This window comes from Anoxybacillus suryakundensis (assembly GCF_001418025.1).
GTDB classification, from domain to species: Bacteria; Bacillota; Bacilli; order Bacillales; family Anoxybacillaceae; genus Anoxybacillus; species Anoxybacillus tengchongensis.
On the sequence record NZ_LIOK01000006.1, the window covers coordinates 117693 to 143312 of the forward strand.

General features: G+C 41.9%; 28 protein-coding genes. All 28 read right to left on the reverse strand.

Annotated elements, in window-relative coordinates:
* Window positions 1-60: 60 nt before the first annotated feature.
* The 28 genes from rpoD to spoIIP all read right to left on the reverse strand — a co-directional run bounded on the left by rpoD (window position 61) and on the right by spoIIP (window position 25593).
* Entirely contained in the window at window positions 61-1179 is a 1119-nt protein-coding gene (gene rpoD / locus ASC42_RS06100; protein WP_055441002.1) for an RNA polymerase sigma factor RpoD, read from the reverse strand.
* A complete protein-coding gene (gene dnaG / locus ASC42_RS06105; RefSeq protein ID WP_055441003.1) occupies window positions 1172-2986 on the reverse strand; it encodes a DNA primase in 1815 nt (604 codons plus the stop codon). Before dnaG ends, rpoD begins: the two co-directional genes overlap by 8 nt.
* Before the next feature lie 303 nt (window positions 2987-3289).
* Window positions 3290-4096, reverse strand: coding sequence for a pyruvate, water dikinase regulatory protein (locus tag ASC42_RS06110; RefSeq protein WP_032100084.1), 807 nt, complete (start codon window positions 4094-4096; stop codon window positions 3290-3292).
* Between the two features lie 12 nt (window positions 4097-4108).
* Entirely contained in the window at window positions 4109-4738 is a 630-nt protein-coding gene (gene ccpN, locus ASC42_RS06115) for a transcriptional regulator CcpN (RefSeq protein ID WP_209424228.1), read from the reverse strand.
* Between the two features lie 91 nt (window positions 4739-4829).
* Window positions 4830-5591, reverse strand: a complete 762-nt coding sequence (gene recO, locus ASC42_RS06120) for a DNA repair protein RecO (protein WP_032100086.1) — start codon at window positions 5589-5591, stop codon at window positions 4830-4832.
* Between the two features lie 19 nt (window positions 5592-5610).
* The gene (locus tag ASC42_RS13665; RefSeq protein ID WP_072242680.1) at window positions 5611-5754 is read right to left on the reverse strand and encodes a YqzL family protein; all 144 of its coding nucleotides are present in this window, start codon (window positions 5752-5754) and stop codon (window positions 5611-5613) included.
* Between the two features lie 99 nt (window positions 5755-5853).
* On the reverse strand, window positions 5854-6762 hold the full coding sequence (era, locus tag ASC42_RS06125) for a GTPase Era (RefSeq protein ID WP_055441005.1): 909 nt from the start codon (window positions 6760-6762) through the stop codon (window positions 5854-5856).
* A 66-nt stretch (window positions 6763-6828) separates the two neighbouring features.
* Entirely contained in the window at window positions 6829-7215 is a 387-nt protein-coding gene (locus tag ASC42_RS06130) for a diacylglycerol kinase family protein (RefSeq protein ID WP_055441006.1), read from the reverse strand.
* A gap of 6 nt (window positions 7216-7221) precedes the next feature.
* Window positions 7222-7689, reverse strand: a complete 468-nt coding sequence (gene ybeY, locus ASC42_RS06135) for an rRNA maturation RNase YbeY (RefSeq protein ID WP_055441007.1) — start codon at window positions 7687-7689, stop codon at window positions 7222-7224.
* A 58-nt stretch (window positions 7690-7747) separates the two neighbouring features.
* Complete coding sequence (locus tag ASC42_RS06140; RefSeq protein ID WP_055441008.1) at window positions 7748-8710, reverse strand: PhoH family protein; 963 nt, start codon at window positions 8708-8710, stop codon at window positions 7748-7750.
* Window positions 8711-8713: 3 nt separating this feature from the next.
* A complete protein-coding gene (gene yqfD, locus ASC42_RS06145) occupies window positions 8714-9901 on the reverse strand; it encodes a sporulation protein YqfD (RefSeq protein ID WP_055441009.1) in 1188 nt (395 codons plus the stop codon).
* A 12-nt stretch (window positions 9902-9913) separates the two neighbouring features.
* Entirely contained in the window at window positions 9914-10198 is a 285-nt protein-coding gene (yqfC, locus tag ASC42_RS06150; protein WP_055441010.1) for a sporulation protein YqfC, read from the reverse strand.
* Window positions 10199-10251: 53 nt separating this feature from the next.
* Window positions 10252-10584, reverse strand: coding sequence for a hypothetical protein (locus ASC42_RS06155; RefSeq protein ID WP_245191150.1), 333 nt, complete (start codon window positions 10582-10584; stop codon window positions 10252-10254).
* A 10-nt stretch (window positions 10585-10594) separates the two neighbouring features.
* Window positions 10595-11584 carry a flotillin-like protein FloA gene (floA, locus tag ASC42_RS06160; protein WP_055441012.1) on the reverse strand — a complete coding sequence of 330 codons (990 nt, stop codon included), beginning with the start codon at window positions 11582-11584 and terminating at the stop codon, window positions 10595-10597.
* The gene (locus ASC42_RS06165; protein ID WP_055441013.1) at window positions 11581-12243 is read right to left on the reverse strand and encodes an NfeD family protein; all 663 of its coding nucleotides are present in this window, start codon (window positions 12241-12243) and stop codon (window positions 11581-11583) included. The genes floA and ASC42_RS06165 overlap by 4 nt, the downstream gene beginning before the upstream one ends.
* A 90-nt stretch (window positions 12244-12333) precedes the next feature.
* Window positions 12334-12777 (reverse strand): GatB/YqeY domain-containing protein, encoded by a 444-nt coding sequence (locus tag ASC42_RS06170; RefSeq protein ID WP_055441014.1) that lies wholly within the window; start codon window positions 12775-12777, stop codon window positions 12334-12336.
* Window positions 12778-12791: 14 nt separating this feature from the next.
* Window positions 12792-12965 carry a 30S ribosomal protein S21 gene (gene rpsU, locus ASC42_RS06175; RefSeq protein WP_003393897.1) on the reverse strand — a complete coding sequence of 58 codons (174 nt, stop codon included), beginning with the start codon at window positions 12963-12965 and terminating at the stop codon, window positions 12792-12794.
* A gap of 100 nt (window positions 12966-13065) precedes the next feature.
* Window positions 13066-14418, reverse strand: a complete 1353-nt coding sequence (gene mtaB, locus ASC42_RS06180; protein ID WP_055441015.1) for a tRNA (N(6)-L-threonylcarbamoyladenosine(37)-C(2))-methylthiotransferase MtaB — start codon at window positions 14416-14418, stop codon at window positions 13066-13068.
* A 10-nt stretch (window positions 14419-14428) separates the two neighbouring features.
* Complete coding sequence (locus ASC42_RS06185) at window positions 14429-15178, reverse strand: 16S rRNA (uracil(1498)-N(3))-methyltransferase (protein ID WP_055441016.1); 750 nt, start codon at window positions 15176-15178, stop codon at window positions 14429-14431.
* Between the two features lie 14 nt (window positions 15179-15192).
* Window positions 15193-16131 carry a 50S ribosomal protein L11 methyltransferase gene (prmA, locus tag ASC42_RS06190; protein WP_055441017.1) on the reverse strand — a complete coding sequence of 313 codons (939 nt, stop codon included), beginning with the start codon at window positions 16129-16131 and terminating at the stop codon, window positions 15193-15195.
* Window positions 16132-16154: 23 nt separating this feature from the next.
* Complete coding sequence (gene dnaJ / locus ASC42_RS06195; protein ID WP_055441018.1) at window positions 16155-17276, reverse strand: molecular chaperone DnaJ; 1122 nt, start codon at window positions 17274-17276, stop codon at window positions 16155-16157.
* Window positions 17277-17407: 131 nt separating this feature from the next.
* The gene (gene dnaK / locus ASC42_RS06200) at window positions 17408-19225 is read right to left on the reverse strand and encodes a molecular chaperone DnaK (protein ID WP_055441019.1); all 1818 of its coding nucleotides are present in this window, start codon (window positions 19223-19225) and stop codon (window positions 17408-17410) included.
* 13 nt (window positions 19226-19238) lie between these two features.
* Window positions 19239-19817: a nucleotide exchange factor GrpE gene (grpE, locus tag ASC42_RS06205; RefSeq protein WP_055441020.1), complete on the reverse strand. Its 579-nt coding sequence runs from the start codon at window positions 19815-19817 to the stop codon at window positions 19239-19241.
* Between the two features lie 66 nt (window positions 19818-19883).
* Entirely contained in the window at window positions 19884-20918 is a 1035-nt protein-coding gene (hrcA, locus tag ASC42_RS06210; protein ID WP_055441021.1) for a heat-inducible transcriptional repressor HrcA, read from the reverse strand.
* 77 nt (window positions 20919-20995) lie between these two features.
* A complete protein-coding gene (gene hemW / locus ASC42_RS06215; protein ID WP_055441022.1) occupies window positions 20996-22138 on the reverse strand; it encodes a radical SAM family heme chaperone HemW in 1143 nt (380 codons plus the stop codon).
* Between the two features lie 47 nt (window positions 22139-22185).
* Window positions 22186-24012 (reverse strand): translation elongation factor 4, encoded by a 1827-nt coding sequence (lepA, locus tag ASC42_RS06220; protein ID WP_055441023.1) that lies wholly within the window; start codon window positions 24010-24012, stop codon window positions 22186-22188.
* A 96-nt stretch (window positions 24013-24108) separates the two neighbouring features.
* Window positions 24109-24414 carry a YqxA family protein gene (locus ASC42_RS06225; RefSeq protein WP_055441024.1) on the reverse strand — a complete coding sequence of 102 codons (306 nt, stop codon included), beginning with the start codon at window positions 24412-24414 and terminating at the stop codon, window positions 24109-24111.
* A gap of 9 nt (window positions 24415-24423) precedes the next feature.
* Window positions 24424-25593, reverse strand: a complete 1170-nt coding sequence (gene spoIIP / locus ASC42_RS06230) for a stage II sporulation protein P (RefSeq protein ID WP_082435699.1) — start codon at window positions 25591-25593, stop codon at window positions 24424-24426.
* Window positions 25594-25620 lie beyond the last annotated feature (27 nt).

Below are 25620 nucleotides of genomic sequence, written 5' to 3' on the forward strand. Positions count from 1 at the left end.
TTCCTAAATAAAGAAATAGCTTACTTCCATTGTAAGAAGTAAACTATTTCTTGTAAACGGTTATTCTAAAAAGTCTTTTAAACGCTTGCTACGGCTTGGATGACGCAGTTTCCGCAACGCTTTTGCTTCAATTTGGCGAATGCGTTCACGCGTCACACCGAACACTTTTCCGACTTCTTCAAGCGTTCGTGTACGGCCGTCGTCAAGACCGAAGCGAAGACGAAGGACATTTTCTTCTCGATCTGTTAGCGTATCTAACACGTCTTCAAGCTGTTCTTTCAACAGTTCATACGCCGCATGTTCGGCTGGAGATGTCGCATCTTGGTCTTCAATAAAATCACCTAAATGCGAATCATCTTCTTCACCGATCGGTGTTTCAAGTGACACAGGCTCTTGAGCAATTTTTAAAATTTCACGCACCTTTTCTGGCGTTAAATCCATCTCTTCTGCAATTTCTTCCGGAGATGGCTCGCGACCGAGGTCTTGTAAAAGTTGCCGTTGAACGCGAATAAGCTTGTTAATCGTTTCAACCATGTGAACAGGAATGCGAATCGTACGTGCTTGGTCAGCAATCGCACGCGTAATCGCTTGTCGAATCCACCATGTTGCATATGTGCTAAATTTATATCCTTTGCGGTAATCGAATTTTTCGACGGCTTTAATTAAGCCCATATTACCTTCTTGAATCAAGTCAAGAAAAAGCATGCCGCGACCAACGTAACGTTTGGCGATGCTCACAACAAGGCGAAGGTTCGCTTCAGCAAGACGGCGCTTTGCTTCTTCGTCACCTTGTTCGATCCGTTTCGCTAACTCAATTTCTTCTTCTGCTGACAACAATGGAACGCGCCCAATTTCTTTTAAATACATACGAACAGGGTCGTTAATTTTTACACCTGGCGGAACGCTTAAATCGTTTAAATCGAACTCTTCGTCTTTTAAATCGTCGAAGTCTGGATCATCTAAATCCGCATCATCTAAGTCGGATTCTGCAACGACTTCGATGCCTTGCTCATTTAAATATTCATAATATTCGTCCATTTGATCAGAATCAAGATCAAACGGAGATAATCGTTCAGCGATTTCTTCATAGGTAAGAACACCACGTTTTTTACCTAGTTCAACTAATTGCTCTTTCACTTGTTCTAACGTTAAATCGGAATGTGTTGACTTTTCAGCCATTTATTCCCCTCCTTCCAAAATGCAAAGACTTTCGCATCGCGATAATTTCGCTAGCAATGCGTTTGGCGCGTTCATAGTCTTTTTGTCGTTCCGCTTCGCGCAGCTGCGTTTCTTTTTGCTTAAGCAACTGTTCTTTCGGATAATTGAGCACGCATTGAATATAATCTTGTAACTCCGCTGATGAAATATCTTCGTTAATCAGCATCATCGACAGCTCTGTCACAATGCGTTTTAGTTGTGGATCATGAATGCGTTCAAGCAACGAGCTTACATCGGGTTCATGTCCTTCTTCGTAAAATGCATATAAATAAGCGACAATAGCGCGGTGTTCCTCGATGTTAAATGCGCCTTCGATCGCCTCTTGCACAGTTAATGCGATCTCTTTATCGCGCAACATATGAGCAATTAACATCCGTTCTGCTTTTTGAAAAGCAGGTAACAATTTCGCCTTCGCAGGTAGAATGACTGTCTCGCGACGCTCATGTTTCCGTTCCGTTTGTTGCTTTTTCCCATGAAGCGTCATTTGTTCACGTAACGCATCCATAGAAATCGAAAACTCATCCGCTAGTTGTCGCAAGTAATAGTCAGCTTCAATGGCATTAGATAAGCGACTAATTTCTTGGACTGCTTCTTCAATGTAACGAAGTCGCTCGCTTTCATTTTGTAAATGACGCCCGCGCTTCAAATATTCTAACTTAAATGCAGTAAGCGATAAGCTTGCATCAAGCACATGATGACGAAAGCGGTCGGCACCATATTTTCGCACATATTCATCAGGATCGAGTCCATCTGGTATCATCGCCACTTTGACATAACAGCCGGCCTCCATAAGCGTCTCTGAAGCTCTGAGCGCAGCGTCTATTCCAGCTCGGTCGCCATCGTAACAAACGATAACAGAGGATGCGTTTCGCCGTAGCATGCGCGCCTGTTCTTCTGATAAAGCCGTTCCCATCGTTGCTACCGCATGGGAAATGCCAGCTTGCACAGCGGCAATTACATCCGCAAAACCTTCAAACAACACTACTTGCTGTTTTTGGCGCATCGGCACGCGCGCCTCATGAAAATGATATAAAATGTTTCGTTTGTTGAAAATAGGTGTTTCAGGACTATTCAAGTACTTCGGATCTTCGTTTCCGAGCGCTCTCCCCGAGAACGCAACCGTTTCTCCGTGATGGTTATGGATTGGAAACATAATGCGATGACGAAAACGATCAAAATATGAGTCCTCTCCTGATTTTTTTACGATTAATCCTGCTTGCTCCATCAGAGAAAGCGAAAAACCTTTGTTTGTTAAAAATGTAACAGCCGCATTCCAAGATGGCAAAGCGTAGCCAATTTCAAACTGTTCGATGATTTCGCGCGTAAATCCCCGATGAAGTAAGTAGCTTAATGCTTCCTCTCCTTCATTTGTATGCATAAGCAAATGATGATAAAACTTTTTTAGCAGCTCATGCGCAGCAATCATCGTTGCTGTTTCTGTCCGCTCGGCTGTCGGATGATCATCAACGATGTGCGACAAATCTACATTTGCTCGCGGTGCCAATCGCTTCACTGCTTCTATGAATGTAATTCCTTCGATGTCCATCAAAAACGAAAACACATTTCCGCCTGCTCCACAGCCGAAGCAGTGGTAAATTTGTTTTTCTGGTGAAACAGAAAAAGAAGGTGTTTTCTCTCCGTGGAAAGGACATAAACCAAAATAGTTGCGTCCTTGTTTTTTAAGCGAGACATACTGTTGGATGATGTCTACAATATCGACTGAGCGACGAATGTGCTCAACCGTTTCTTCAGGAATGCGTTGTCCCATATTTCAACAGCTCCAAACATGTTTCGACAAAACGTGTGGCTTTGATCCAATTGTTTTGTATGTTTTTATTCTCCATTGCGCGAAACAATCCTTCTTTTTGAGAAAAAAATATTGTCGAAAATCCCGATGCATTGTCACTTGACAATTAGCTATAAATAGTTTATTCGTCCTATGTTCAGTCTAAACCTGTTTTATCACAATTTTTTATTATAATATAAAAAACGTCAGTTGGCTATACAAATGCACAAACGTTTTTATGAAAAAGGAAAAGCACATATCACTTGTTGTGATTGTGCTTCCTGTTTATTTCTCTCTTTTGCGCATAATATTCATAATGACATTCGCTGTTTCTTCGACCGCTTTATTTGTCACATCAATGACTTCACAACCAATTTTTTTCACAATCCCATCAAAATATTGCAATTCTTCTTTAATTCGGTCAATGTTTGCGTAAATGGCGCGATCATCTAAGCCGAGCGATTTTAGCCGCTCACGACGAATTTCGTTTAACTTCTCTGGACTAATTTTTAGACCGAAACATTTTTCGGGCGGCACTTGAAACAATTCTTCAGGTGGATCGACTTCTGGAACAATCGGCACGTTAGCTACTTTAAAACGCTTATGAGCTAAATATTGCGATAGCGGTGTTTTCGACGTGCGCGATACCCCGATTAAAACGATATCGGCTCGCAAAATGCCCCGAGGGTCACGTCCATCATCATATTTTACTGCAAATTCAATTGCCTCAATTTTACGGAAGTAATCTTCATCTAACACGCGAATAGGTCCTGGTTCGCAACGAGGTATCATTTGTAGCAATTTTGCCATTTGTTCAATGAGCGGTCCAATAATATCGTATACAGGAACTCCTTCACGTGCTGCTTCGGCTAGTAAAAATTGGCGCATTTCCGGTATGACTAATGTAAAAACGATAATACCTCGGTTCATTTTCGCTAACGCGACAACCTCTGATAGCGTTTCAATATCTTCTACGTACGGAACGCGCCGAAATTGAACGAGAGCCCCTTGGAACTGACTCGCTGCCGCTTTGACAACGAGTTCGGCCGTCTCTCCTGCTGAATCGGATACGACGTATACGATTTGACTCATGATTTTCCCCCTTTAAAGCACGTCTTCTTTTGCTAACGCGACAAGTACCTTTGTCATATTCGTTTTTGTAATACGCCCGATGACTTCATACCCTTTGTCCACTTTTTTGACGACTGGCATCGCATCAATTTGCTTTTCAATTAACTTTTGGGCGACGTCAATGAGTAAATCATCTTTTTCACAAAACGTAATATTTGGCATTCGCGTCATAATAATATTGACAGGAATAGACGTCAATTCTTGTTTTCCGATGCTGGCGCGCAACAAATCTTTTCGGGATAGCACACCGACAAGTAACGACTGTTCATCCACAACAAACAACGTGCCGACATCTTCTAAAAACATCGTCACAATCGCATCATAGACGCTCATGTTTTCGTGAATGACAACCGGAATAGACTGATAGTCGCTCACTTTAATTTTTCTAATTTTATCAGCAAGCAGTTGCGTTCCTGTTTTTCCTGTATAAAAATACCCAACACGAGGTCTCGCTTCCAAATACCCCGCCATCGTTAAAATCGCTAAATCCGGCCGTAACGTCGCACGTGTTAAGTTGAGCTTCTCAGCAATATGTTCCCCTGTAATCGGTCCGTGATCTTTGACGATTTGCAAAATTTGTTCTTGACGTTTATTGAGTTCGATTGTCGCTCACCACCTTACAATAGGCTACACTATAAGACCATATTATAATTCATCTTTATATTTTGCAAACAAAAGTGGGAAGCGGACAACATTATATTTGTCCGCTTTCACCTTTTAGCGTATGGAGCTGCTGTAAAAAACGTTTCGTCTTCAGCGAAAGGCCCGAATATTCATCGTAATAAGCTGAAATAATCGTTTGTAATTGTTTTTTCGTTTCCTGCTTGACAGCGATTTGACCAATGCGGGACAAATCTACGTAGTAGAAAAGGCGAAGTAATTTTAAAACCGACGGAGTCATCGGGATACAGTGTGGATCGTGCTCAAAACAACGATGACATAAAAATCCCCCTTGCGCAATCGAAAAAGCAAACGTGCCTTCTTTCTCTTCACAAACAGCACAGCCGTCTAACTTCGGATACAATCCGAATGCCGGAAGCAGCTTCATTTCGTATATGTACGTCAACACTTCCGCATCAAGTCCTTCGTTCATATACGTGAGCGTTTGTAAAAGAAGCTCAAATAAATATGGATTCGGACGTCGTTCTTCCACTGCTTTATCTGTCAATTCAACAATATACGAGGCGTATGCTGTTAAAAAAATGTCCTCACGTATATGGCGCATCGTTGAAAGCAATTCTCCTTGATGTAAACTTCCAACACCGCGACTTTTTTGAATCAAATAAATGCCGTATGTAAACATTTGCGTAACAGAAGAAAGGCGGCTGCTCGGCTTTTTCGCACCTCTTGCCATCGCAGCAACCTTTCCCCATTCGCGTGTAAATATCGTAACGATTTTATTTGTCTCTCCATAGTCAATCGTTCGAATAACAATCCCTTCACACTTTTCAAACATATAACATAACCTTCCAAATTTACAGGACGTGATAATCTCGTTCAGTTAAATGATACGTTGAATCACTCGCTTGCTCTTGCGTTTCGCGTTCTAGCTCCTTAAATAACAGATACGTGTCAATATTCCCTGTTTGACTAAATAGCTTCCAGGTAAAATCGAGCATCGAACCACACCTTTCTCTCGTTAGTTGACGGTGATTGAGCAGCTCACTTGTAGTTTGCCCGTTTGTCGCTGTTACGATGTCTTTTAAAATTTTACAGTATTAATATTCATCTTCGCGATAGCCAAGGTCTCGCAACTGTGCCATTTTATTTCGCCAGTCTTTTTGTACTTTCACCCATAGTTCTAAAAACACTTTTGAACCGAGTAGTGCTTCAATATCGACGCGCGCTCGCTGGCCGATCTCCTTCAACATTTGACCGCGCTTGCCGATAATAATTCCTTTTTGCGAATCGCGCTCAACGATAATGGTCGCTGCAACATATACGGTATCGCTATTTTCCCGACGTTCAATCGAGTCGATGACAACCGCAATGGAATGTGGTACTTCTTCGCGCGTTAAATGGAGCGCTTTTTCGCGAATAAACTCAGCAATAATAAACCGCTCAGGATGATCCGTCACTTGGTGCGCAGGATAATATTGCGGTCCTTCAGGCAAGTAGTTTTTAATTTGTTGCAGCAACGTTTCGACATTGTTGCCTTGCAACGCTGAAATAGGAATGACTTCGGCAAACGCATGGAGCGAGCGATATTGCTCAATGAGCGGCAATAGGTCGTCCGGATGAACTTCATCGATTTTATTAATGACTAAAAACACCGGTGTTTGCACATGCTTTAAGCGCTCAATAATAAATTCATCACCGCGACCGAGCCCTTCTACCGCGTTTACCATAAATAAAATTAAATCGACCTCTTGCAGCGCGCTTTGCGCTACTCTCACCATAAAATCGCCAAGCTTATGTTTCGGTTTATGAATGCCTGGCGTATCAATGAAAATAATTTGCGCGTCGTCTGTCGTGTATACACCTTGAATTTTATTGCGCGTCGTTTGTGGCTTATCGCTCATAATAGCAATTTTTTGCCCGATGACGCGATTTAAAAATGTAGATTTCCCTACATTTGGTCGTCCGATAATTGCTACGAATCCTGATTTATATCCTTCTCGAATCATAAAAACCTCCATCGCATAAATTATGCTTGCTTTTTATTTTACCAAAATATGAACATGATTTCACTACTATTTATGAAAATGTAAAGAATTTTTAAAAAATACATACAAATAAGGCGAGAAAATGGTAATTCCAATAATAACAGAAATAATCGCAAAAACGAGCACTGCGCCTGCCGCTAAATCTTTCGCTTCTTTCGCTAACGGTCGATACTCGTCCGTCACTAAATCGACCGTCCGTTCAATTGCACTATTGACGATTTCTAAGCTAATGACTGCCCCGATCGTCAAAAGCAACACGAGCCATTCCGTTCTCGTAATGCGAAACACCGTTGCAGCAACGATAACAGCAATCGTTGCTGCTAAATGAATGCGCATATTTCGCTCATAACAAACCGCCAGACGAATGCCGTGTAAAGCATATAACACGCTAGCGACAAATCGTTTCCAGCGCATAAGCGATCATCTCGTTAAGCCGAACTGTTGTAATAATTGCTCTTGTTTCGCAAACATCACTTTTTCTTCTTCTTCCGTTTCATGATCATAACCGAGCAAATGTAAAAAACCGTGCACCGCTAAAAAACCAAGTTCGCGCATAAACGAATGACCGTATTGTTCTGCCTGTTCGCGCGCTTTTGGAACGGAAATGATAATATCTCCTAACACCGGCGGAAAATCTGCACCGACAATTTTGATTTCTTCCTCACCCATTTCTTCGAGCGCAAACGAAATGACATCTGTCGGTTGATCTTTTCCGCGATAATCGCGGTTGATTTCGCGAATTTTTTCATTATCAACAAACGTGACGCTCACTTCTGCTCCATCTCGTACGTGTTCTTCCTTTGCAGCATGTTGCAATAACTGTTCAATAAGCTCAATTTGTTGTTCTGTTATTTCATTCGTTTCATCAATAAAGTCAATCATTAACATATACTCTTCCCTCTCTTTATTAAAGTGCAAAAAGGACCTACGTGAGCGCAGGTCGCATTTACATTCCGGCATCTTCATATGCAGCGATAATTTTGCCGACAAGCGGATGGCGTACAACATCAGCTTGCTCTAAAAAGACAAATGAAATTCCGCTTACATTCGTTAAAATGTCTTTCGCAATCGCAAGTCCCGAACGAACACCTTTTGGCAAATCCACTTGCGAAATATCGCCGGTAATCACCATTTTCGAGCCAAAGCCAAGGCGCGTTAAAAACATTTTCATTTGCGAAGGCGTTGTATTTTGCGCCTCGTCTAAAATGACAAACGCATCATCTAACGTTCGCCCACGCATATATGCCAGCGGAGCAATTTCAATTGCACCGCGCTCAATTAATCGTTGGGTATGTTCATGACCAAGGACGTCATGAAGGGCATCGTAAAGCGGCCGTAAATACGGATCAACTTTTTCTTTTAAATCCCCCGGCAAAAAACCTAAGTTTTCTCCCGCTTCAACAGCCGGACGCGTTAAAATAATTCGCTTGACTTGTCCGTTTTTTAACGCTTGTACAGCCATAACGACAGCCAAATACGTTTTTCCCGTTCCTGCTGGCCCAATACCGAAAATTAAGTCGTGGCGCTGAATGGCAGAAACGTATTGACGCTGACCAAGCGTTTTGACGCGAATCGCTTTTCCTTTTGCGTTTTTTCCAATTTCTTCATTGTACAACTCTACAAAATAAGAAATCGTACCGTTCTTCGCCATTTGTAACGCATAAAGCACATCCCGCTCGCTAATGACGATGCCTTTACGAATAACAAACAACAAATGACGAAGCAATTCATCAACAAGCTCAATATGTTGTTTGCTCCCTGAAACGCTGACTGCCTCTCCACGCGTCACAATGGAGACACCGAGTTCTTGTTCAATGCGCTTTAAATGAATATCGTGCGCACCAAATAAGGCAAGCGCTTCATCTGCATTTTGTACGTTAGGGTAAATCGTGACAAACTGTTCCGACATTCCTCAATCTCCTTGAATAATTGGTTGTGGTGTCGCAATGTTTTCAATGACTTGGTAATGCATTTCTACTTTTACTTTACCATTCTCCTTCATCTCATGCAAAACTTTTTCACCTTGGATGATCGCATCCGCAGGCAATTGTCGCTTTAACTGTTCACGAGCAATTTGTTTTGCGGCTGTTTTTGCCTGTTCATATGAATATTCACGAACAGCAACTTCTTTTTCACGCCACACTACTTTTTCATAGCGAATCGGTAACGTCCACGTCAAGAAACGAAACGTTTTTTCGTCTACTTGTTTTTCAAATTGTGAAAACTGTTCTTTATGATTCCAAAAAACCGGAACTTTCCTCGACCAAAAACGAACGTAATGTGTTTCCCGTTTTTTCCCTGTCAACATATAAAACGTTGTTTTTAACGGAATGGCAACGGTAGACTTGTACCACGTCTCGCCTAAAATTTGACCGCGCGCTGGCACGATCTCTGTTTGTCCTTCTTTTCCAATAAAGCCGGAAACGAGCAACTGTCCTGGAACGACATGATCATTCACTTCTACAACTGCTTGACCTTGTTCGACAAACATATACGTAATGACCGCTTTTTTCTTTGCAACAAGATGTTGTGGCGCATTCGCTTTCGTTTGTGTCGGTTTCTTTTTTTCAACGACTTGGCAATATAACGTTGTCCCGCGCCATTCAACACCAATCCACGTAATCGTATCCATATTGTTCATTAACGTTCGCTGAATCGCTTCAGGAGTAGGGATGACAAACTGTAGCGCACCACGTTCAACTCCTATTTTTTTTAATTGTTGTCTCACGGTATGTTCCACTTCTGGATTCGCCCCAGTTACTTCAATACGCCAAATCATATTAGATAATAAAAAAACGACGCACATAAAGGCAACTAATCCGACAACGATGCCGCTATTTTTCCATGACGTTTTCAACCAAAACGGTGCTCCTCGCCGTTCGAGAACATATAGCTTACATCCACTTTTTCGCATCGCTACTCGCACATGATGAATATCGCGAAGAAACATGTAACACGTGAGCGAGTTTTCATCCTCTCGCCTCACGTTCCATACGTATATTCCACGCCGTGTAAATTCATTTAATAACCGCTCTAATCCTTTTCCAACAATACGTATACGCAAATTTCCGGCCACGCGATACATCCATTCGTTTTTCACACTCGTCCCCCCTTATTCTTCCAAATACAACACTTGGCTAATCTTTCCCTCGAGCAAAATTTCTTCTGGCAAAATCGTTTTAATACTAAACGATTCCCCTTTGACAAGTAGCTGCCCGTTTTTTAACAACAAGCGCAATTCGCGATCTGTAAACAAAAGTAAACCACGATGGTTTTCTATGTAGATATGAATATGCCCAATCATTGTAATACGGGGGAGGTCAGCGACAACATCCGCAGGTAATTCCATTTGATTTGTTAACCATTGTCGCATGTTGTTTTTCCATTTTCCGATCATAAACAAAACCCCCTTTCATCTCATATGTATGAGCGAAATGGGGGTTATATCACTTATTTTCTACTGTACGGACGCTTTGCTCGCGGTGGACCAAACACTTCTGAAAAAATGACACCTTGTACGAGCGGATGCGTCGGTAATTGTTTTGCTTTCGTTTGCTGCTTCACAGTTGGCTGTGAAACGACGATTTGCTCCTGTTCTTGTTTGACTGTCCGTCTCGTTCTTGGTTCAACTTCTGTCACAACCGCTGTCGATCGTTGTTCTTGCTGTTCTTTTCGTTCCACAGTTTCTTCCGCTGCTTTGATCTGTTTTCCAATCCAAGAAATAAACGCTCCTAAAATAAAGACGACAAATATGTTGTCAAGAAGCCAATCGATTAGCACCATCATTTATTCCTCACTTTTTCTCATCATCCGGATGTTGCGTCAGCTTGCCAATCGAGTCGCGCATATTCGTATCCGCCATAATGTTTTTTAAGTTCATGTAATCCATCACACCGAGCTTGCCAGAACGGAGCGCTTCCGCCATCGCGAGCGGCACTTGTGCCTCTGCTTCAATAACTTTTGCCTGCATTTCTTGCACGCGTGCTTTCATTTCTTGTTCAAGCGCAACGGCCATTGCACGACGTTCTTCTGCTTTCGCTTGCGCAATTTTCTTATCTGCCTCTGCTTGATCTGTTTGCAATTCTGCACCGATATTTTTTCCGATATCAATGTCCGCAATATCAATCGATAAAATTTCAAACGCTGTTCCTGAGTCTAATCCTTTAGCCAATACCGTTTGAGAAATCATATCCGGGTTTTCAAGCACTTTTTTATGATCGTCTTGAGAGCCGATTGTTGATACAATACCTTCACCTACACGTGCGATAATCGTCTCTTCCCCTGCTCCACCCACTAATCGATCAATATTTGCTCGTACAGTAATACGCGCTTTCGCCTTCACTTCAATACCATCCATTGCGACGCCAGAAATAAACGGTGTTTCAATGACTTTTGGATTGACGCTCATTTGAACAGCTTCTAGTACGTTTCGTCCTGCTAAATCAATGGCGGCACAACGTTCAAACGTCAAATTAATATTTGCGCGTTGTGCAGCAATTAAAGCATTAACGACACGGTCGACATTTCCACCTGCTAAATAATGGCTTTCTAACTGATTAATCGTTACATCTAACCCTGCTTTTTTCGCCTTAATTAACGGATTAATAACACGCGATGGAATGACGCGACGCAATCGCATACCGATAAGCGTAAAAATGCTAATTGGAACGCCGGAAGCAATGGCAGAAATCCAGAGCATAACCGGAACGAACGAGAAAAACACAGCTAACAACACAAGCCCTAAAGCAAATGCAATAATGAACAAAAATTGATCTGGTGTCATATGATCTCCTCCTCTTTTTTCCATTCACGAACAACGATCTTTAGCCCATCGACATAAACGACTTCAATCGGACGATTTCGCTCTATATATTCCCCTTCTGTGACAACATCTACACGTCCGCCATCAATGAGCGCTGTTCCTGATGGCCGCAATACAGTAAGTGACACTCCGCGCTTTCCTATCAAATCAATGCGCGCTTCATGAGAAACATATCCTTTTTCATTTCGCTGTTCATCAGTAAGCACGATTTTCTCAAAAAGCATCATCTTCTTTTTGCTGACTCGACTTAACCATAATCCCATCATGAGCGCACTAACGACAGCTACGGCTAAAGAAACAGTGATAAAAGGGGAGTGTTTGGCGGCTAAAAATAAGCTCCAAACAAGCGTCCCAAGCCCAAGCAAGCCAATTACCCCACCCGGAACAAACAACTCAATGACTAACAAAATAAGACCAATAGCAAATAACATGATCGCTCCAAAAGTTGTTAAACCAGCCGCTAAATGCGATGAGAAAAAAAGCAAAAAGCAAACGAGGCTTCCCGTTCCTTTCCAGCTCCAGCGCGCATCGTATAATTGCCAAACAAACAACACGCTGCCGACGATGAGTAAAAGCGCAGCAAGAAACGGATGCGTGAAAGCAATAATGAAATCGCCCATCGTTTTTCCTCCCTTCACCTTTTATATGTACGTATGAAAAGAAAAAAAGTTTCAAAAACAGAAAAACACCTTACGATGTCGTAAGGTGTTTTAACCCAAATGTTGTTGAACAAGTTTGTTTACGAGCGAGCCGTCTGCTTTTCCTTTCACTTTCGGCATGATCGCTCCCATCACTTTCCCCATATCCGCTTTTGAGGAAGCACCTACCTCGGCAATCGTTTCTTTTACGATTTGCACAAGCTCTTCTTCGCCCAACTGCTTCGGCATGTAAAGTTCAAGAACCGCAATCTCTTCCTTAACTTTATCAACAAGGTCTGTGCGACCAGCTTTTTCAAATTCTTGGAGGGAGTCTTTACGCTGTTTTAATTCGCGAGAAAGTACGGTTAATTCTTCATCTTCGGTCAACGTTTTGCCAAGTTTAATCGCTTCATTTTGTAAGGCGGATTTCACCATGCGAATGACCGACAATTTGTCCTTCTCTTTGTTTTTCATCGCTTGCTTCATATCATTGTTCAAACGTTCGAGAAGACTCATAAATACACCCTCTTTTAATATTTGCGCTTTCTAGCCGCTTCAGACTTTTTCTTGCGTCTTACGCTTGGCTTTTCATAGAATTCGCGCTTTCTTGCTTCTTGTAACGTACCTGTTTTTGAAACTGCACGTTTGAAGCGACGAAGAGCATCTTCAAGCGACTCGTTTTTACGAACGATCGTTTTCGACATCCTACTTCCCTCCCTCCGAACAAAACCGCTAATCCTTGGTACATGTTAGAACATGTACTTTCAAAGTATAATATAACCAAGTTCATAAGTCAACTTCTTTTTATGAGCTTAACCGAATGTTTTCATGAACATCATCGATGACGCGAACAAATTCCCCTTCGTTATATGGATAACCTGCTTTTGTAATTTTCACTTTCACAAGTTTACCCACCATTTCTTCTGTTGCTGGGAACTTCACTTTTAAATAGTTATCCGTATAACCGACGTATAATCCGCTCGCTGGATCTTCTTTATAAAGCTCTTCTGGAATGACTTCAAGCACTTGTCCTTCAAACTTTGATGCATACTCTTTCGCTAATTGATCGGAAAGTGCAATTAAGCGATGAACGCGCTCATTTTTTATTTCTTCGTCAACTTGATCTGGCATTCTTGCTGCTGGTGTGCCTGTCCGCTTCGAGTATGGAAAGACGTGCAGTTCGGAGAAGCGTTGCTCGCGAATAAATTCGTATGTCCCCATAAATTCTTCTTCCGTCTCACCCGGGAAGCCGACGATCACATCCGATGTAACAGCTAAGTCGGGAAATACTTCGCGTAAACGTGCCAGTCTCTCCGCAAAAAATTCCGTCGTATATTTGCGACGCATTCGCTTTAACACCGTATTTGAACCAGATTGCAACGGAATGTGTAAATGACGAACAATTTTATCAGACTGTTTTAATACGGCGATGACGTCATCTGTGATTTGGCTCGCTTCAATTGATGAAATACGTAATCGTTTCAATCCTTTCACTTGTTCATCGATATCGCGCAACAACATGGCGAAATTGTAATCTTTCATATCTTCTCCATAACCGCCTGTATGAATGCCCGTTAACACAATTTCCTTATAGCCTGCATCAACGAGTTGTTGCGCCTGACGAATGACTTCTTTCGGATCCCGTGATCGCATTAAGCCACGCGCCCATGGAATAATACAAAACGTACAAAAGTTATTGCATCCTTCTTGAATTTTCAGCGATGCACGTGTTCGATCCGTAAACGCAGGCACATCAAGCTCTTCATATACGCGTGTTTTCATAATATTGCGCACACCGTTAATCGGCTGGCGTTGTTGTTTAAACTGCTCAATGTACTCTAAAATTTTGCCGCGATCTTGTGTACCGATGACAATATCAACGCCTGGAATTGCCATAACTTCCGCAGGAGACGTTTGGGCATAACAGCCTGTTACACAGACGACCGCATCAGGATTACGGCGCACCGCACGACGAATGACTTGGCGACTTTTTTTATCCCCCGTATTCGTTACTGTACATGTATTAATAACGTATACATCGGCGTGGCCTTCAAAATCTTTTCGCTCATATCCCGCTTGTTTAAACAACTGCCAAATCGCTTCTGTTTCGTAATGATTCACTTTGCATCCTAACGTATGAAATGCAACCGTTGGCATGTATATCACCTCACTTAAGTTCCCATTCATAAGATACTGCTGATAATGCGTATAACGGCGCCGTCTCTGCCCGTAAAACACGCGGTCCAAGACTACACGCGACAAATCCATGGTCTTTTAATAGCGCAACTTCTTGCTCGGACAGTCCGCCCTCTGGTCCAAAAACGATGAGGAGAGAGTCCCCGTCGTTCATCGTCTGAAGAAGATGAGCAAACGAACGATGGTTTCCTTCTTTCGCCTCTTCTTCATATGCAATACATTTATAATCGACATCGTGCGCCCATGAGATGAGTTCATGAACTGTCATCGGAGCATAAACAGATGGCATATAGGCTCTGTGCGATTGTTCCGCTGCTTCTTTCACAATTTTTTGCCAACGCTCCACTTTTTTATCGCCCTTTTTCTCGTCCCATTTCACGATCGAACGAGAAGTTATGAGTGGAAGAAATCCTTTTGCCCCGAGTTCTGTCCCTTTCTGTAAGACGAGTTCGTATTTATCTCCTTTTAACAATCCACTTGCGACATATACGTGTACAGGAAGTTCAACGTTTGCCTCTATCCATTGTATAATACGGCATCGCACAAAATCATTGGAAATTTGTTCGATCTCACAAAGCATCGTTTCACTACGTTCATTACAACAAAGAAGGCGATCACCTTCATTCATGCGCATCACCCGTCCGATATGATGGACGTCATCGCCAGAAATCATAACGTGATCGCCAACGATTTGCTCGTTACGTACAAAATATCGTTGCAACACGAACACCCTTTTTATTGTTTTTTTGCAATAAACGCAACCCAGTCTTCCATCGTTAACGTTTCTTCAATTGTAAAACCAGCGCGAAGAATCCCTTCCTTCACTTCTTGTTTTTTCGTTTGAATAATACCTGATGTAATAAATACGCCACCTGAGCGCAACAAGCGATATGCATCATCGACAAAACGAAGGATAATTTCAGCCAAAATGTTGGCAACGATGACATCCGCTTGTTCATCGATTCGATCAAGTAAATTGTTTTGCGAAACGGTGACGACATCATGTACTTTATTTAACTTCACGTTTAATTTGGCACTTTCTACCGCAACCGGATCTAAATCGAGCGCATGGACACGTTTGGCACCTAGCATCGCAGCAGCAATGCTTAAAATGCCTGATCCCGTACCGACATCAACGACTGTATCTCCTTCTTTAACCGTTTTTTCAAGCGCTTGAATACACATCACTGTTGTCGGATGCGTCCCTGTGCCAAACGCCATGCCTGGATCTAGCTCAATAATTAATTCATCGCTTGAAACCGGTTCATACGTTTCCCATGTCGGAACGATCGTAAATCGCTCAGAAATTTTCACCGGATTGTAATATTTTTTCCACGCCGTCGCCCATTCTTCTTCATTCACTTCACTGATCGTAATTTTATTTCGCCCGATATCAATGTTATATAACATTAAGTTGTTAATCGCTTGTTTAATTTCTTCGACAGTTTCACCTAAAAAACTATTCACTGGTAAATATGCTTTAATAATGACGCCTTCTTCGGGGTAATCGTCAGGATTGAGTTGGTAGATTTCCCCGTAAGTCGTTTCACGCTCTTTCGTTAGTTCAAATGGATCTTCAATAACAACGCCACCTGCACCTGCTTCATGTAAAATATTCGAAATCGCCTCGACCGCTTCGTGTGTTGTATGAATGCTTATTTCTGACCATTTCATGATCTACCAACTCCTCCTTCTCGTTACTCCCCTTTAAATGCTCGTTTCACTTTTGCAAAAAAGCTATCTTCTTGTCCATTCCCTTGACTAAGTTGTTCAAATTCACGCAATAATTGTTTTTGACGTTCCGTTAATTTCGTTGGCGTGACGACGCGCACGCGAATATGTTGATCTCCTTTTCCGTACCCATGCACATTCGGCACTCCTTTTCCTTTTAAACGGAATTTTGTACCTGTTTGCGTACCAGCTGGAATTTTCAACTTTACTTTTCCATACAACGTCGGCACTTCGATATCTGCACCGAGCGCCGCTTGCGTAAATGTAATTGGCATTTCACAATAAATGTCATCACCATCGCGTTCGAAAAATTCATGCGGTTCAACGTGGAAAACGATATATAAGTCCCCAGGTGGCCCTCCGTTTATTCCTGGTTCACCTTGACCTGCTAAACGCAATTGCTGGCCATCGTCGACACCAGCAGGAATTTTGACATGAATTTTTTTCCGTTTTTTCACACGACCTGTTCCATGACATGTTGTACATTTTTCTTTAATCCATTGCCCTGTTCCGCCGCAATGATGACAAACACGTCGATTGACGATACGCCCAAATGGCGTTGCTTGTTCAATCGTTAATTGCCCTGTACCGTGACAATGTGCGCACGTTTCTTTTTTCGTTCCCGGCTTCGCACCAGAACCTTGGCATGTATCGCACGTTTCTTCACGCGGAATTTCAATATTTGTTTCTTTTCCGAATACCGCTTCTTCAAACGTCAAGCGCATCGTATATTGCAAGTCTGCCCCTGCACGTGGGGCGTTCGGATCACGTCGGCGCCCACCGCCAAAAAAGCTACTGAAAATATCTTCGAAGCCACCAAACCCACCAAAATCAAAATCAGCACCGCCAAATCCGCCAAACTGCTGGTTCGGATCTGTATGACCAAACTGATCGTAGTGAGCACGCTTTTGATCGTCACTTAACACCTCGTATGCTTCTTTAATTTCTTTAAACTTTTCTGCTGCATCGGGCGCTTTATTAATATCTGGATGATACTGTTTTGATAACTTCCGATATGCTTTTTTAATTTCTTCCTTTGTTGCGTTTTTACTTACACCGAGCACTTCATAATAGTCTCGTTTACTCATGATCACCCACTCCCGACTCGTTCACATGAACGTAATTTTATCATTGTCTCATCTTATTACGCAATATATTTGATATTTCCATAGCAAAAAAGTCAAAGCCAAGGCAGGCCTGACTTTGACTTTTTGTTTGTTTACTTATCTTCTTTCACTTCTTCAAATTCGGCATCGACGACGTTATCGTCTTTTTTGCCTTCGCTTTGTTGAGTTTGCGCTTGCTTAGCTGCTTGCTCATATAACTTAATTGAAAGCTGTTGTACAACTTCTTGAAGCGCATTTTTCTTCGTGCGAATGTCTTCGATATCTTTTCCTTCAAGCGCTGCTTTCAACGCATCTTTTGCTTCTTGCGCTTTTTTCACATCGGCTTCGTCTACTTTTCCTTCTAATTCTTTTAATGTTTTTTCTGTTGTAAACATGAGATGATCTGCTTCGTTGCGAAGTTCAACTTCTTCTTTTCGCTTCCGGTCTGCTTCTGCATTTTCTTCCGCTTCTTTAATCATGCGTTGAATTTCTTCTTCAGAAAGACCAGACGAAGATTTAATTGTAATTGATTGTTCTTTATTTGTACCTAAGTCTTTCGCACGTACGTGCACAATACCGTTCGCGTCAATATCGAACGTCACTTCAATTTGCGGCACACCGCGCGGAGCTGGTGGAATGTCAGTTAATTGGAAGCGACCGAGCGTTTTGTTGTCGGCAGCCATTGGGCGTTCCCCTTGTAAAACGTGAATGTCCACCGCTGTTTGATTGTCCGCTGCCGTTGTGAAAATTTGCGATTTGCTTGTCGGAATCGTCGTATTGCGCTCAATTAATTTTGTAAAGACGCCACCCATCGTTTCGATACCGAGCGAAAGTGGTGTTACGTCTAATAATACGACGTCTTTCACGTCACCAGCAATAACGCCACCTTGGATCGCAGCACCAATTGCAACGACTTCATCTGGGTTTACTCCCTTATGCGGCTCTTTTCCGATTTCTTTTTTAATCGCCTCTTGAACGGCAGGGATGCGCGTCGAACCACCGACAAGAATGACTTTGTCGATATCCGCAGGAGTTAATCCCGCGTCTTTTAACGCTTGGCGAACAGGTTCCATCGTACGTTCAACTAAGTGAGCAGACAATTCTTCAAATTTTGCGCGCGTTAACGTCATTTCTAGGTGAAGCGGACCGTTTTCGTTCGCGCTAATAAACGGCAACGAAATTTGCGTTTGCATGACGCCAGAAAGTTCTTTTTTCGCTTTTTCTGCTGCATCTTTTAAGCGTTGCAACGCCATTTTGTCTTTCGATAAGTCAATGCCATGTTCTTTTTTGAATTCTTCAACTAAATAATCGATGATGACTTGGTCAAAGTCGTCACCACCAAGATGGTTATCACCTGCCGTTGCTTTTACTTCAAATACGCCATCGCCTAATTCAAGAATCGATACGTCAAACGTACCGCCACCAAGGTCGTAGACGAGAATCGTTTGATCTTCATCCATTTTATCTAATCCGTATGCTAATGCTGCCGCTGTCGGCTCGTTAATGATACGCTCGACTTCTAAGCCAGCGATGCGACCCGCATCTTTTGTCGCTTGACGTTGTGCATCGTTAAAGTAAGCTGGAACGGTAATGACCGCACGTGTCACAGGCTCACCTAAATATGCTTCTGCATATGATTTTAAGTATTGTAAAATCATCGCAGAAATTTGTTGAGGTGTATATTCTTTTCCTTCGATTTGTACTTTATAGTCTGTACCCATATGGCGTTTAATCGAAATGATTGTGTTGGGGTTTGTGATCGCTTGACGTTTTGCGACTTCACCAACTAAACGCTCACCATTTTTAAACGCAACGACAGATGGCGTCGTGCGACCTCCTTCTGGGTTTGGAATAACTTTTGGCTCACCGCCTTCTAATACCGCAACGCAAGAGTTTGTTGTACCTAAGTCAATACCGATAATTTTGCTCATACATAATCCCTCCTTATTGATTTACTTTGACCATTGCCGGACGAATGACACGATCTTTTAGTTTATAGCCTTTTTGAAACTCTTCAACAACTGTGTTTGGTTCATAGTTTTGATCGTCGACTTGCATGACTGCTTGATGCACATGCGGATCGAACGGTTTTCCAACCGATTCAATCACTTCGACACCTTCTTTTTTCAGCGCTTCAATTAACGCGCGATAAACCATTTCCATTCCTTGTAAGAGCGATTTTGCTTTTTCATCTTCTACTTGCACTTGTAATGCGCGTTCAAAGTTATCTAAAATCGGCAACAAGTCAGCAACTAAGCTTTGCGCACGATATTTTTCGGCAGCTTCCATATCTAAACGCACACGGCGACGATAATTATCAAAATCAGCATGTAAACGAAGGAAACGATTTTCTGTTTCTGCTAACTTTGCTTCGAGTTGCGCAATTTTTTCATAAGCAAGTGCTAACTCATCTTTTTCTTCTTTTGTTTCTTCACTTTGCATTTGCTCATCTTGTTGTTGCTCAGTTTGTATGTCTTCGTGTTGTTCAGCCGTTTCATCATATGTACGCTGTTCTTTCTCCATCTTCTCACCTCCCTCACACACTTGAAAAGCGGATGGGGAAATTCCCCATCCATAATATTGACACGACTAATCTTTTTGATACCACATCGTTAATACGTTTGATAAGTCAGTCGCAACAAGATTCAACAACGAAATGACGCGCGAATATTCCATACGAGTTGGACCAAGGACGGCAATTGTGCCTAGTTTCTCTCCACCGACAGAATATGTCGCTGTAATTAAACTGCAGTTTTCCATTCCTTCCACGTCGTTTTCAGTGCCAATTTTCACTTGGACGCCTTGTTGCTTATGTTTTCTTAACAAACGATAAAACTCTTTTTCTTGTTCAATGACATTAAATAAAGCACGAAGTTTATCGATGTCGTTAAATTCCGGTTGACGAAGCATGTTCATTTTTCCGCTTAAAAACATTTGCGCAGGCGCGTTTAAATCTAACGGAGTAGAAATCATCCGCAACATGTGGTCGTAGCTTTGGATATGTTCACGCAAAACATGCGCAACTTCCGTTTGAATTTTATCTGTCAAATCTTCTAAAGGCACGCCCGTCAACCGATCGTTTAAAATGTTTACCATTTTTTCAACATCAGATGTCGGAATAGACGGTGGAAGTGTAACGACATGTTTTTCCACATATCCTGTATCCGTCACAATGATCGCAACAGCTGTTTCTGCATTCAGCGGGATGATTTGAATCGTTTTTAATTTATGCTCTTTCACTGAGGGACCTAGCACAACCGTTGTATAGTTTGTTAAATCGGATAAAATTTGCGCCGATTTTTGAATGAGCTTCTCTAATTCGTATATTTGTTCATTAAAAATCGATCGAATCGTTTGGATATCTTTTTGTGTTAATCGAAAAGGTGGCAACAAATGATCAACGTAATACCGATATCCTTTTTGAGACGGAACGCGACCAGAGGAAATATGTGTTTTTTCAATAAAACCAAATTCTTCTAAATCCGCCATCTCGTTACGAATGGTCGCCGAACTGAACGTAATTTGTTCCTTTTTCGACAACGTCCGCGAACCAACCGGTTGCCCTGAACGAATAAAATCATCGACAATAATTTTTAAAATTAACAATTGGCGATCTGTTAGCAACGCTTATCACCTCTGTTAGCACTCTAATAAAGCGAGTGCTAAATCTACTATTAAGGTATCAAATTGCACTTTTTATGTCAAGATGAAACGCCAAGAAACGATTGAAATACTTCATTTCCTAGCAATTTGCCGCGATGTGTAAGAAAAATAGCTTCATCTGTTTCTTCGAGTAATCCGTCTTGTTTTTGCAACGCAATCGCTTCATTAAAGACGGCATGTACCGTTTTTCCATAACGTTGAAAAAATTCATCTTTATTTATTCCCTCGATTTTTCGCAAACCGAGAAACATATACTCTTCCATTTCCTCCTCTTTTGACACGACATGTGTATCTACATAAGGGAGTTGGCCTTGTTGAATGAGTTGGATATATTTTTTTATCGGTCCCGCGTTTACATACCTTACGCCGTTCATATAACTGTGCGCTCCTGCACCAAATCCGTAGTAATACTCATTATTCCAATATGTCATATTATGACGGCTATAAAACCCGTTTCGTGCATAATTGCTTAGTTCGTACTGTTTATACCCATGTTGTTCCATTTGTTCCATAATGATTTCGTACATATATGCTTCTTCTTCTTGACTTGGTAACGACAACGTACTTTTTCTCATTAAGTTGTAAAATACCGTTTTCGGTTCAATAATTAACGAGTAAGCAGAAACGTGCTGAATCGGCAATGAAAACATCATGTGCAACGTTTCTTTTAGTTGAGCGATCGTTTGTGTTGGCAATCCGTACATTAAATCGATATTTATATTATAAAAACCGAGCTCGTGCGCCCGTTCGATTGTTTCGATCGCTGTTTCTTTCGTATGCGTACGTCCAATGCGTGTTAACAGCTCATCGTCAAACGTCTGCACCCCAAAGCTAAGGCGATTCACGCCCCATTGCTTGAGCACATGCAACTGTTCGTCACTTACTCCATCTGGGTTCGCTTCAACGGTAAACTCGACATTGGAAGCAAGTGGAACTATACGATGAATCGCGCGCAATAATCGCTCGAGTTGTTTGGCGGTAAGCGACGTCGGCGTTCCTCCACCGATAAATACCGTTTGTAATCGTGGCGTTGGAAAGCGTTCAAACGTCCGCTCCATTTCGATGATTAACGCATCAATATAAGCATCAACCGGTTGTTGATGTAAAAATACTTTATTGAAATCACAATAATGACAAATGTGCGTACAAAACGGGATATGAATATATGCTGCTTGAATCACTCGTTTCACCCTTTTCTATATAAAAAACCGCAGAATCGTTCTGCGGTTTATTTTTGATCATCCATTTTTAATACAGCCATAAACGCTTCTTGTGGCACTTCAACAGAGCCGACTTGCTTCATGCGCTTTTTCCCTTCTTTTTGCTTTTCAAGCAACTTGCGCTTACGAGAAATGTCACCACCGTAACATTTCGCTAATACGTTTTTGCGCAATGCTTTAATCGTTGAACGGGCAATAATTTTATTACCAACGGCTGCTTGGACAGGCACTTCAAACTGTTGACGCGGAATTAAATCTTTTAATTTTTCAACGATCACTTTTCCACGGTCGTATGCTGAATCGCGGTGGACAATAAACGATAAAGCATCAACTTTTTCACCGTTTAATAAAATGTCCATTTTGACGAGCTTAGACGGCTTATAGCCGATCAACTCATAGTCAAACGATGCGTATCCTTTCGTGCTCGATTTTAAAATGTCAAAGAAATCGTACACAATTTCAGCAAGTGGCAATTCATACGTCAATGTGACGCGCCGCTCATCTAAATATTGCATATCTCCGAAAATGCCACGTTTCTTTTGACATAATTCCATGACAGGGCCGACGTAATCGTTTGGCACCATAATTGTCGCACGCACGTACGGCTCTTCCACACGTTCAATTTTTTGTGGATCTGGCATGTTTGACGGATTATCGACAGCTAACTCTGTTCCGTCTGTTAAATATACTTTATATACAACGCTTGGTGCTGTTGCAATAATGTCAATGTTAAATTCGCGCTCTAATCGTTCTTGAATAATTTCCATATGCAAAAGTCCTAAAAAGCCACAGCGGAAGCCGAAACCGAGCGCTTGTGACGTTTCCGGCTCAAACTGCAACGCTGCATCGTTTAATTGTAATTTTTCTAACGCCTCACGTAAATCGTTGTAGCGCGCTGTATCGATCGGATATAATCCGCAAAACACCATCGGATTTAATCGGCGATACCCTGGAAGCGGTTCGCTCGCTGGATTGTCCGCATGCGTAATCGTATCCCCGACACGCGTATCGCTGACGTTTTTAATCGAAGCCGTTAAATAACCAACATCACCGACCGTTAATTCATCCACAACTTTCGCTTTCGGTGTAAATACGCCGACCTCAACAACTTCAAATTCTTTTCCTGTCGCCATCATTTTAATTTTTTGACCTGCTTTTACCGTTCCTTCGACAACGCGAATATATGCGACAACCCCACGATACGGATCATACAACGAATCAAAAATGAGCGCTTTAAGCGGTGCATCTGGATCTCCGGATGGAGCAGGGATTTTTTGAACAATTTGTTCTAAAATTTCGTCGATCCCAATGCCAACTTTTGCTGATGCCAACACCGCTTCGGATGCGTCAAGACCGATGACATCTTCAATTTCTTGTCGAACTCGTTCAGGGTCGGCACTTGGTAAATCAATTTTATTAATCACAGGCAAAATTTCTAAATTGTTATCAATCGCTAAATATACGTTCGCAAGCGTCTGTGCCTCAATACCTTGCGCCGCATCAACGACTAAAATCGCACCTTCACACGCCGCTAAACTACGCGAAACTTCGTACGTAAAATCGACGTGGCCAGGCGTATCAATCAAATGTAAAATGTAATCTTCTCCATCTTTTGCTTTGTAATGAAGCTGAACAGCGTTTAGCTTAATCGTAATGCCACGCTCTCGTTCTAACTCCATTGAATCAAGCGCTTGATCTTTCATTTCGCGCTCAGATAACGCACCCGTCTTTTCAAGAATGCGGTCTGCAAGCGTAGACTTGCCGTGGTCGATGTGAGCAATAATCGAAAAGTTACGAATGCGATCCCTTCTTTTTAATCTTTCTTCACGATTCATCTATATTCCACTCCTATAATTTCCGAAATACGCTAGCTTTGATTATAACAACAACGTTTGCAATATTCAACGCAAAATAAAAAGAAAGGCAGATCACTATCCTGCCTTTTGCATAAATGAGAGCATATGTTCAACGAGCGAATGAACGAGCGTGGCTAGCTTTTGACCTGCCTTTGAAAACATGTTAAACGCCTCAATTTGTTGCAGTTTTTCTTTTTTCTCTTCGATGGATTGTCCAAGGACGATCGTTTCATCTTTTGATACGTGTACAACCCGCTCAAGCGACGGATCGTTATACCCTTTCATCTTTCGCATTCCTTCGTTTGCTTGTTGCATGCCGAGCAATACCCCGACTAAAAAAATGACGGCGATGAGTAAACTTTGAATTGTAAATTTCACCATCTTACTCACCTACTTTTTTTCTGCTGGTTGTGTCGCATTCACTTTTTCCGCTTGCCAATAATATTCACTAAACACGTCAGCAACAGCTGACACCGTTCGATACAATTCTTGAAACGTGTTATCCACACCACCAAATTCAATTAAAATGGCGTTTTCTGATAAATCTTGATTAAACTTTCCATTTGTGCCGACCCCTTTTTTCTCGAACGTTCCACGGCTTAACCCTGGATATTTTTTTTCAAGTAACTCATGCAATTTCGTTACGAGCTGTAAATTTTTCTCATATTTCGCATTTTCCCCACCGATAATGAACGACACTCGTGCATAATCAACTCCATTAATCGTCACTGTCGTATCATTACGGCGACGAGAATCACGGTGAATATCAATTAAATATTGCACGTCACGATTGTTCGCCATCGCTTCAACGACCGTTTTACGCGACATATCATACGCTTGATAATATTCCATATTGCTTTTTAATAATTTGCTTATAAAGTCGGTTGTGTCTACAACCGCACCAATGCCACGCTTTTCTAACTCTTCTCCTAATTTTTTGCCAACTTTCGTCACATTCACAGTCGGATGATGGGCAAAGTTTGGATTCGTAACTCCTTTTAACGCTGGCAAATACGATTCTTGTGTATGTGTATGATAAATGTAGACTATTTTTTTTCCTCCTGTCGTTTGTGACGGCGCAGGAGCAGGTGGCGTTTCTTCCTCTTGAAGCTGTTCTTGGGCAGCTTCGCGCTCAGCAAGCAGCACTTCTAAAGGAGGGGGCGATTCGTATGGGATGTTTGTAAAGTCCGTTCCTTCTCCAGCTAAAATAATTTCACTATCATACAACGAAAAACCTGGAAGTTCCCGTCCAAGCAAGCTGCGAGGATCATTCAAGTTGACACTTGTCGTCATTTGAAAAAAATATTGAGAATACGGCCATTGTTGTTTATCTTTCGGCAACGTTTGACGAAAGTACACATTTTCAAAAGAGAGCAAGTGTACAAGCGATTCCGTTGAAAACCGATTTGTCACTTCATGAACGGAAGAAGAAGAAAGGCGATATGTCGATGTCGCTGTCATCGTGGCGACAACTGTCAACGTCCCCATAAATGTAAACAAAATAAATACAAGCCACTTTTTTATACTTGCCCCGTGAACGGTCACCATCATTTTCATCACTTCACCCTTTCAAAGCTTGTCTACTCT

What these genes read in the sequence shown, in the direction of transcription:
- prmA (WP_055441017.1), bottom strand. Translation starts at nt 16,131, where the DNA reads ATGAAATGGTCAGAAATAAGCATTCATACAACACACGAAGCGGTCGAG.
- ASC42_RS06130 (WP_055441006.1), bottom strand. Translation starts at nt 7,215, where the DNA reads ATGCGCTGGAAACGATTTGTCGCTAGCGTGTTATATGCTTTACACGGC.
- yqfC (WP_055441010.1), bottom strand. Translation starts at nt 10,198, where the DNA reads ATGATCGGAAAATGGAAAAACAACATGCGACAATGGTTAACAAATCAA.
- dnaK (WP_055441019.1), bottom strand. Translation starts at nt 19,225, where the DNA reads ATGAGCAAAATTATCGGTATTGACTTAGGTACAACAAACTCTTGCGTT.
- ASC42_RS13665 (WP_072242680.1), bottom strand. Translation starts at nt 5,754, where the DNA reads ATGCTCGATTTTACCTGGAAGCTATTTAGTCAAACAGGGAATATTGAC.
- lepA (WP_055441023.1), bottom strand. Translation starts at nt 24,012, where the DNA reads ATGAATCGTGAAGAAAGATTAAAAAGAAGGGATCGCATTCGTAACTTT.
- mtaB (WP_055441015.1), bottom strand. Translation starts at nt 14,418, where the DNA reads ATGCCAACGGTTGCATTTCATACGTTAGGATGCAAAGTGAATCATTAC.
- ybeY (WP_055441007.1), bottom strand. Translation starts at nt 7,689, where the DNA reads ATGTTAATGATTGACTTTATTGATGAAACGAATGAAATAACAGAACAA.
- ASC42_RS06140 (WP_055441008.1), bottom strand. Translation starts at nt 8,710, where the DNA reads ATGTCGGAACAGTTTGTCACGATTTACCCTAACGTACAAAATGCAGAT.
- recO (WP_032100086.1), bottom strand. Translation starts at nt 5,591, where the DNA reads ATGTTTGAAAAGTGTGAAGGGATTGTTATTCGAACGATTGACTATGGA.
- ASC42_RS06225 (WP_055441024.1), bottom strand. Translation starts at nt 24,414, where the DNA reads ATGGTGAAATTTACAATTCAAAGTTTACTCATCGCCGTCATTTTTTTA.
- floA (WP_055441012.1), bottom strand. Translation starts at nt 11,584, where the DNA reads ATGACACCAGATCAATTTTTGTTCATTATTGCATTTGCTTTAGGGCTT.
- rpsU (WP_003393897.1), bottom strand. Translation starts at nt 12,965, where the DNA reads ATGTCGAAAACGATCGTTCGTAAAAACGAGTCGCTTGAAGATGCTCTT.
- ASC42_RS06165 (WP_055441013.1), bottom strand. Translation starts at nt 12,243, where the DNA reads ATGGGCGATTTCATTATTGCTTTCACGCATCCGTTTCTTGCTGCGCTT.
- dnaJ (WP_055441018.1), bottom strand. Translation starts at nt 17,276, where the DNA reads ATGAGTAAACGAGACTATTATGAAGTGCTCGGTGTAAGTAAAAACGCA.
- ASC42_RS06110 (WP_032100084.1), bottom strand. Translation starts at nt 4,096, where the DNA reads ATGAGTCAAATCGTATACGTCGTATCCGATTCAGCAGGAGAGACGGCC.
- dnaG (WP_055441003.1), bottom strand. Translation starts at nt 2,986, where the DNA reads ATGGGACAACGCATTCCTGAAGAAACGGTTGAGCACATTCGTCGCTCA.
- rpoD (WP_055441002.1), bottom strand. Translation starts at nt 1,179, where the DNA reads ATGGCTGAAAAGTCAACACATTCCGATTTAACGTTAGAACAAGTGAAA.
- ASC42_RS06170 (WP_055441014.1), bottom strand. Translation starts at nt 12,777, where the DNA reads ATGAGTCTTCTCGAACGTTTGAACAATGATATGAAGCAAGCGATGAAA.
- era (WP_055441005.1), bottom strand. Translation starts at nt 6,762, where the DNA reads ATGATTCGAGAAGGATATAAATCAGGATTCGTAGCAATTATCGGACGA.
- ASC42_RS06155 (WP_245191150.1), bottom strand. Translation starts at nt 10,584, where the DNA reads ATGGTGCTAATCGATTGGCTTCTTGACAACATATTTGTCGTCTTTATT.
- grpE (WP_055441020.1), bottom strand. Translation starts at nt 19,817, where the DNA reads ATGGAGAAAGAACAGCGTACATATGATGAAACGGCTGAACAACACGAA.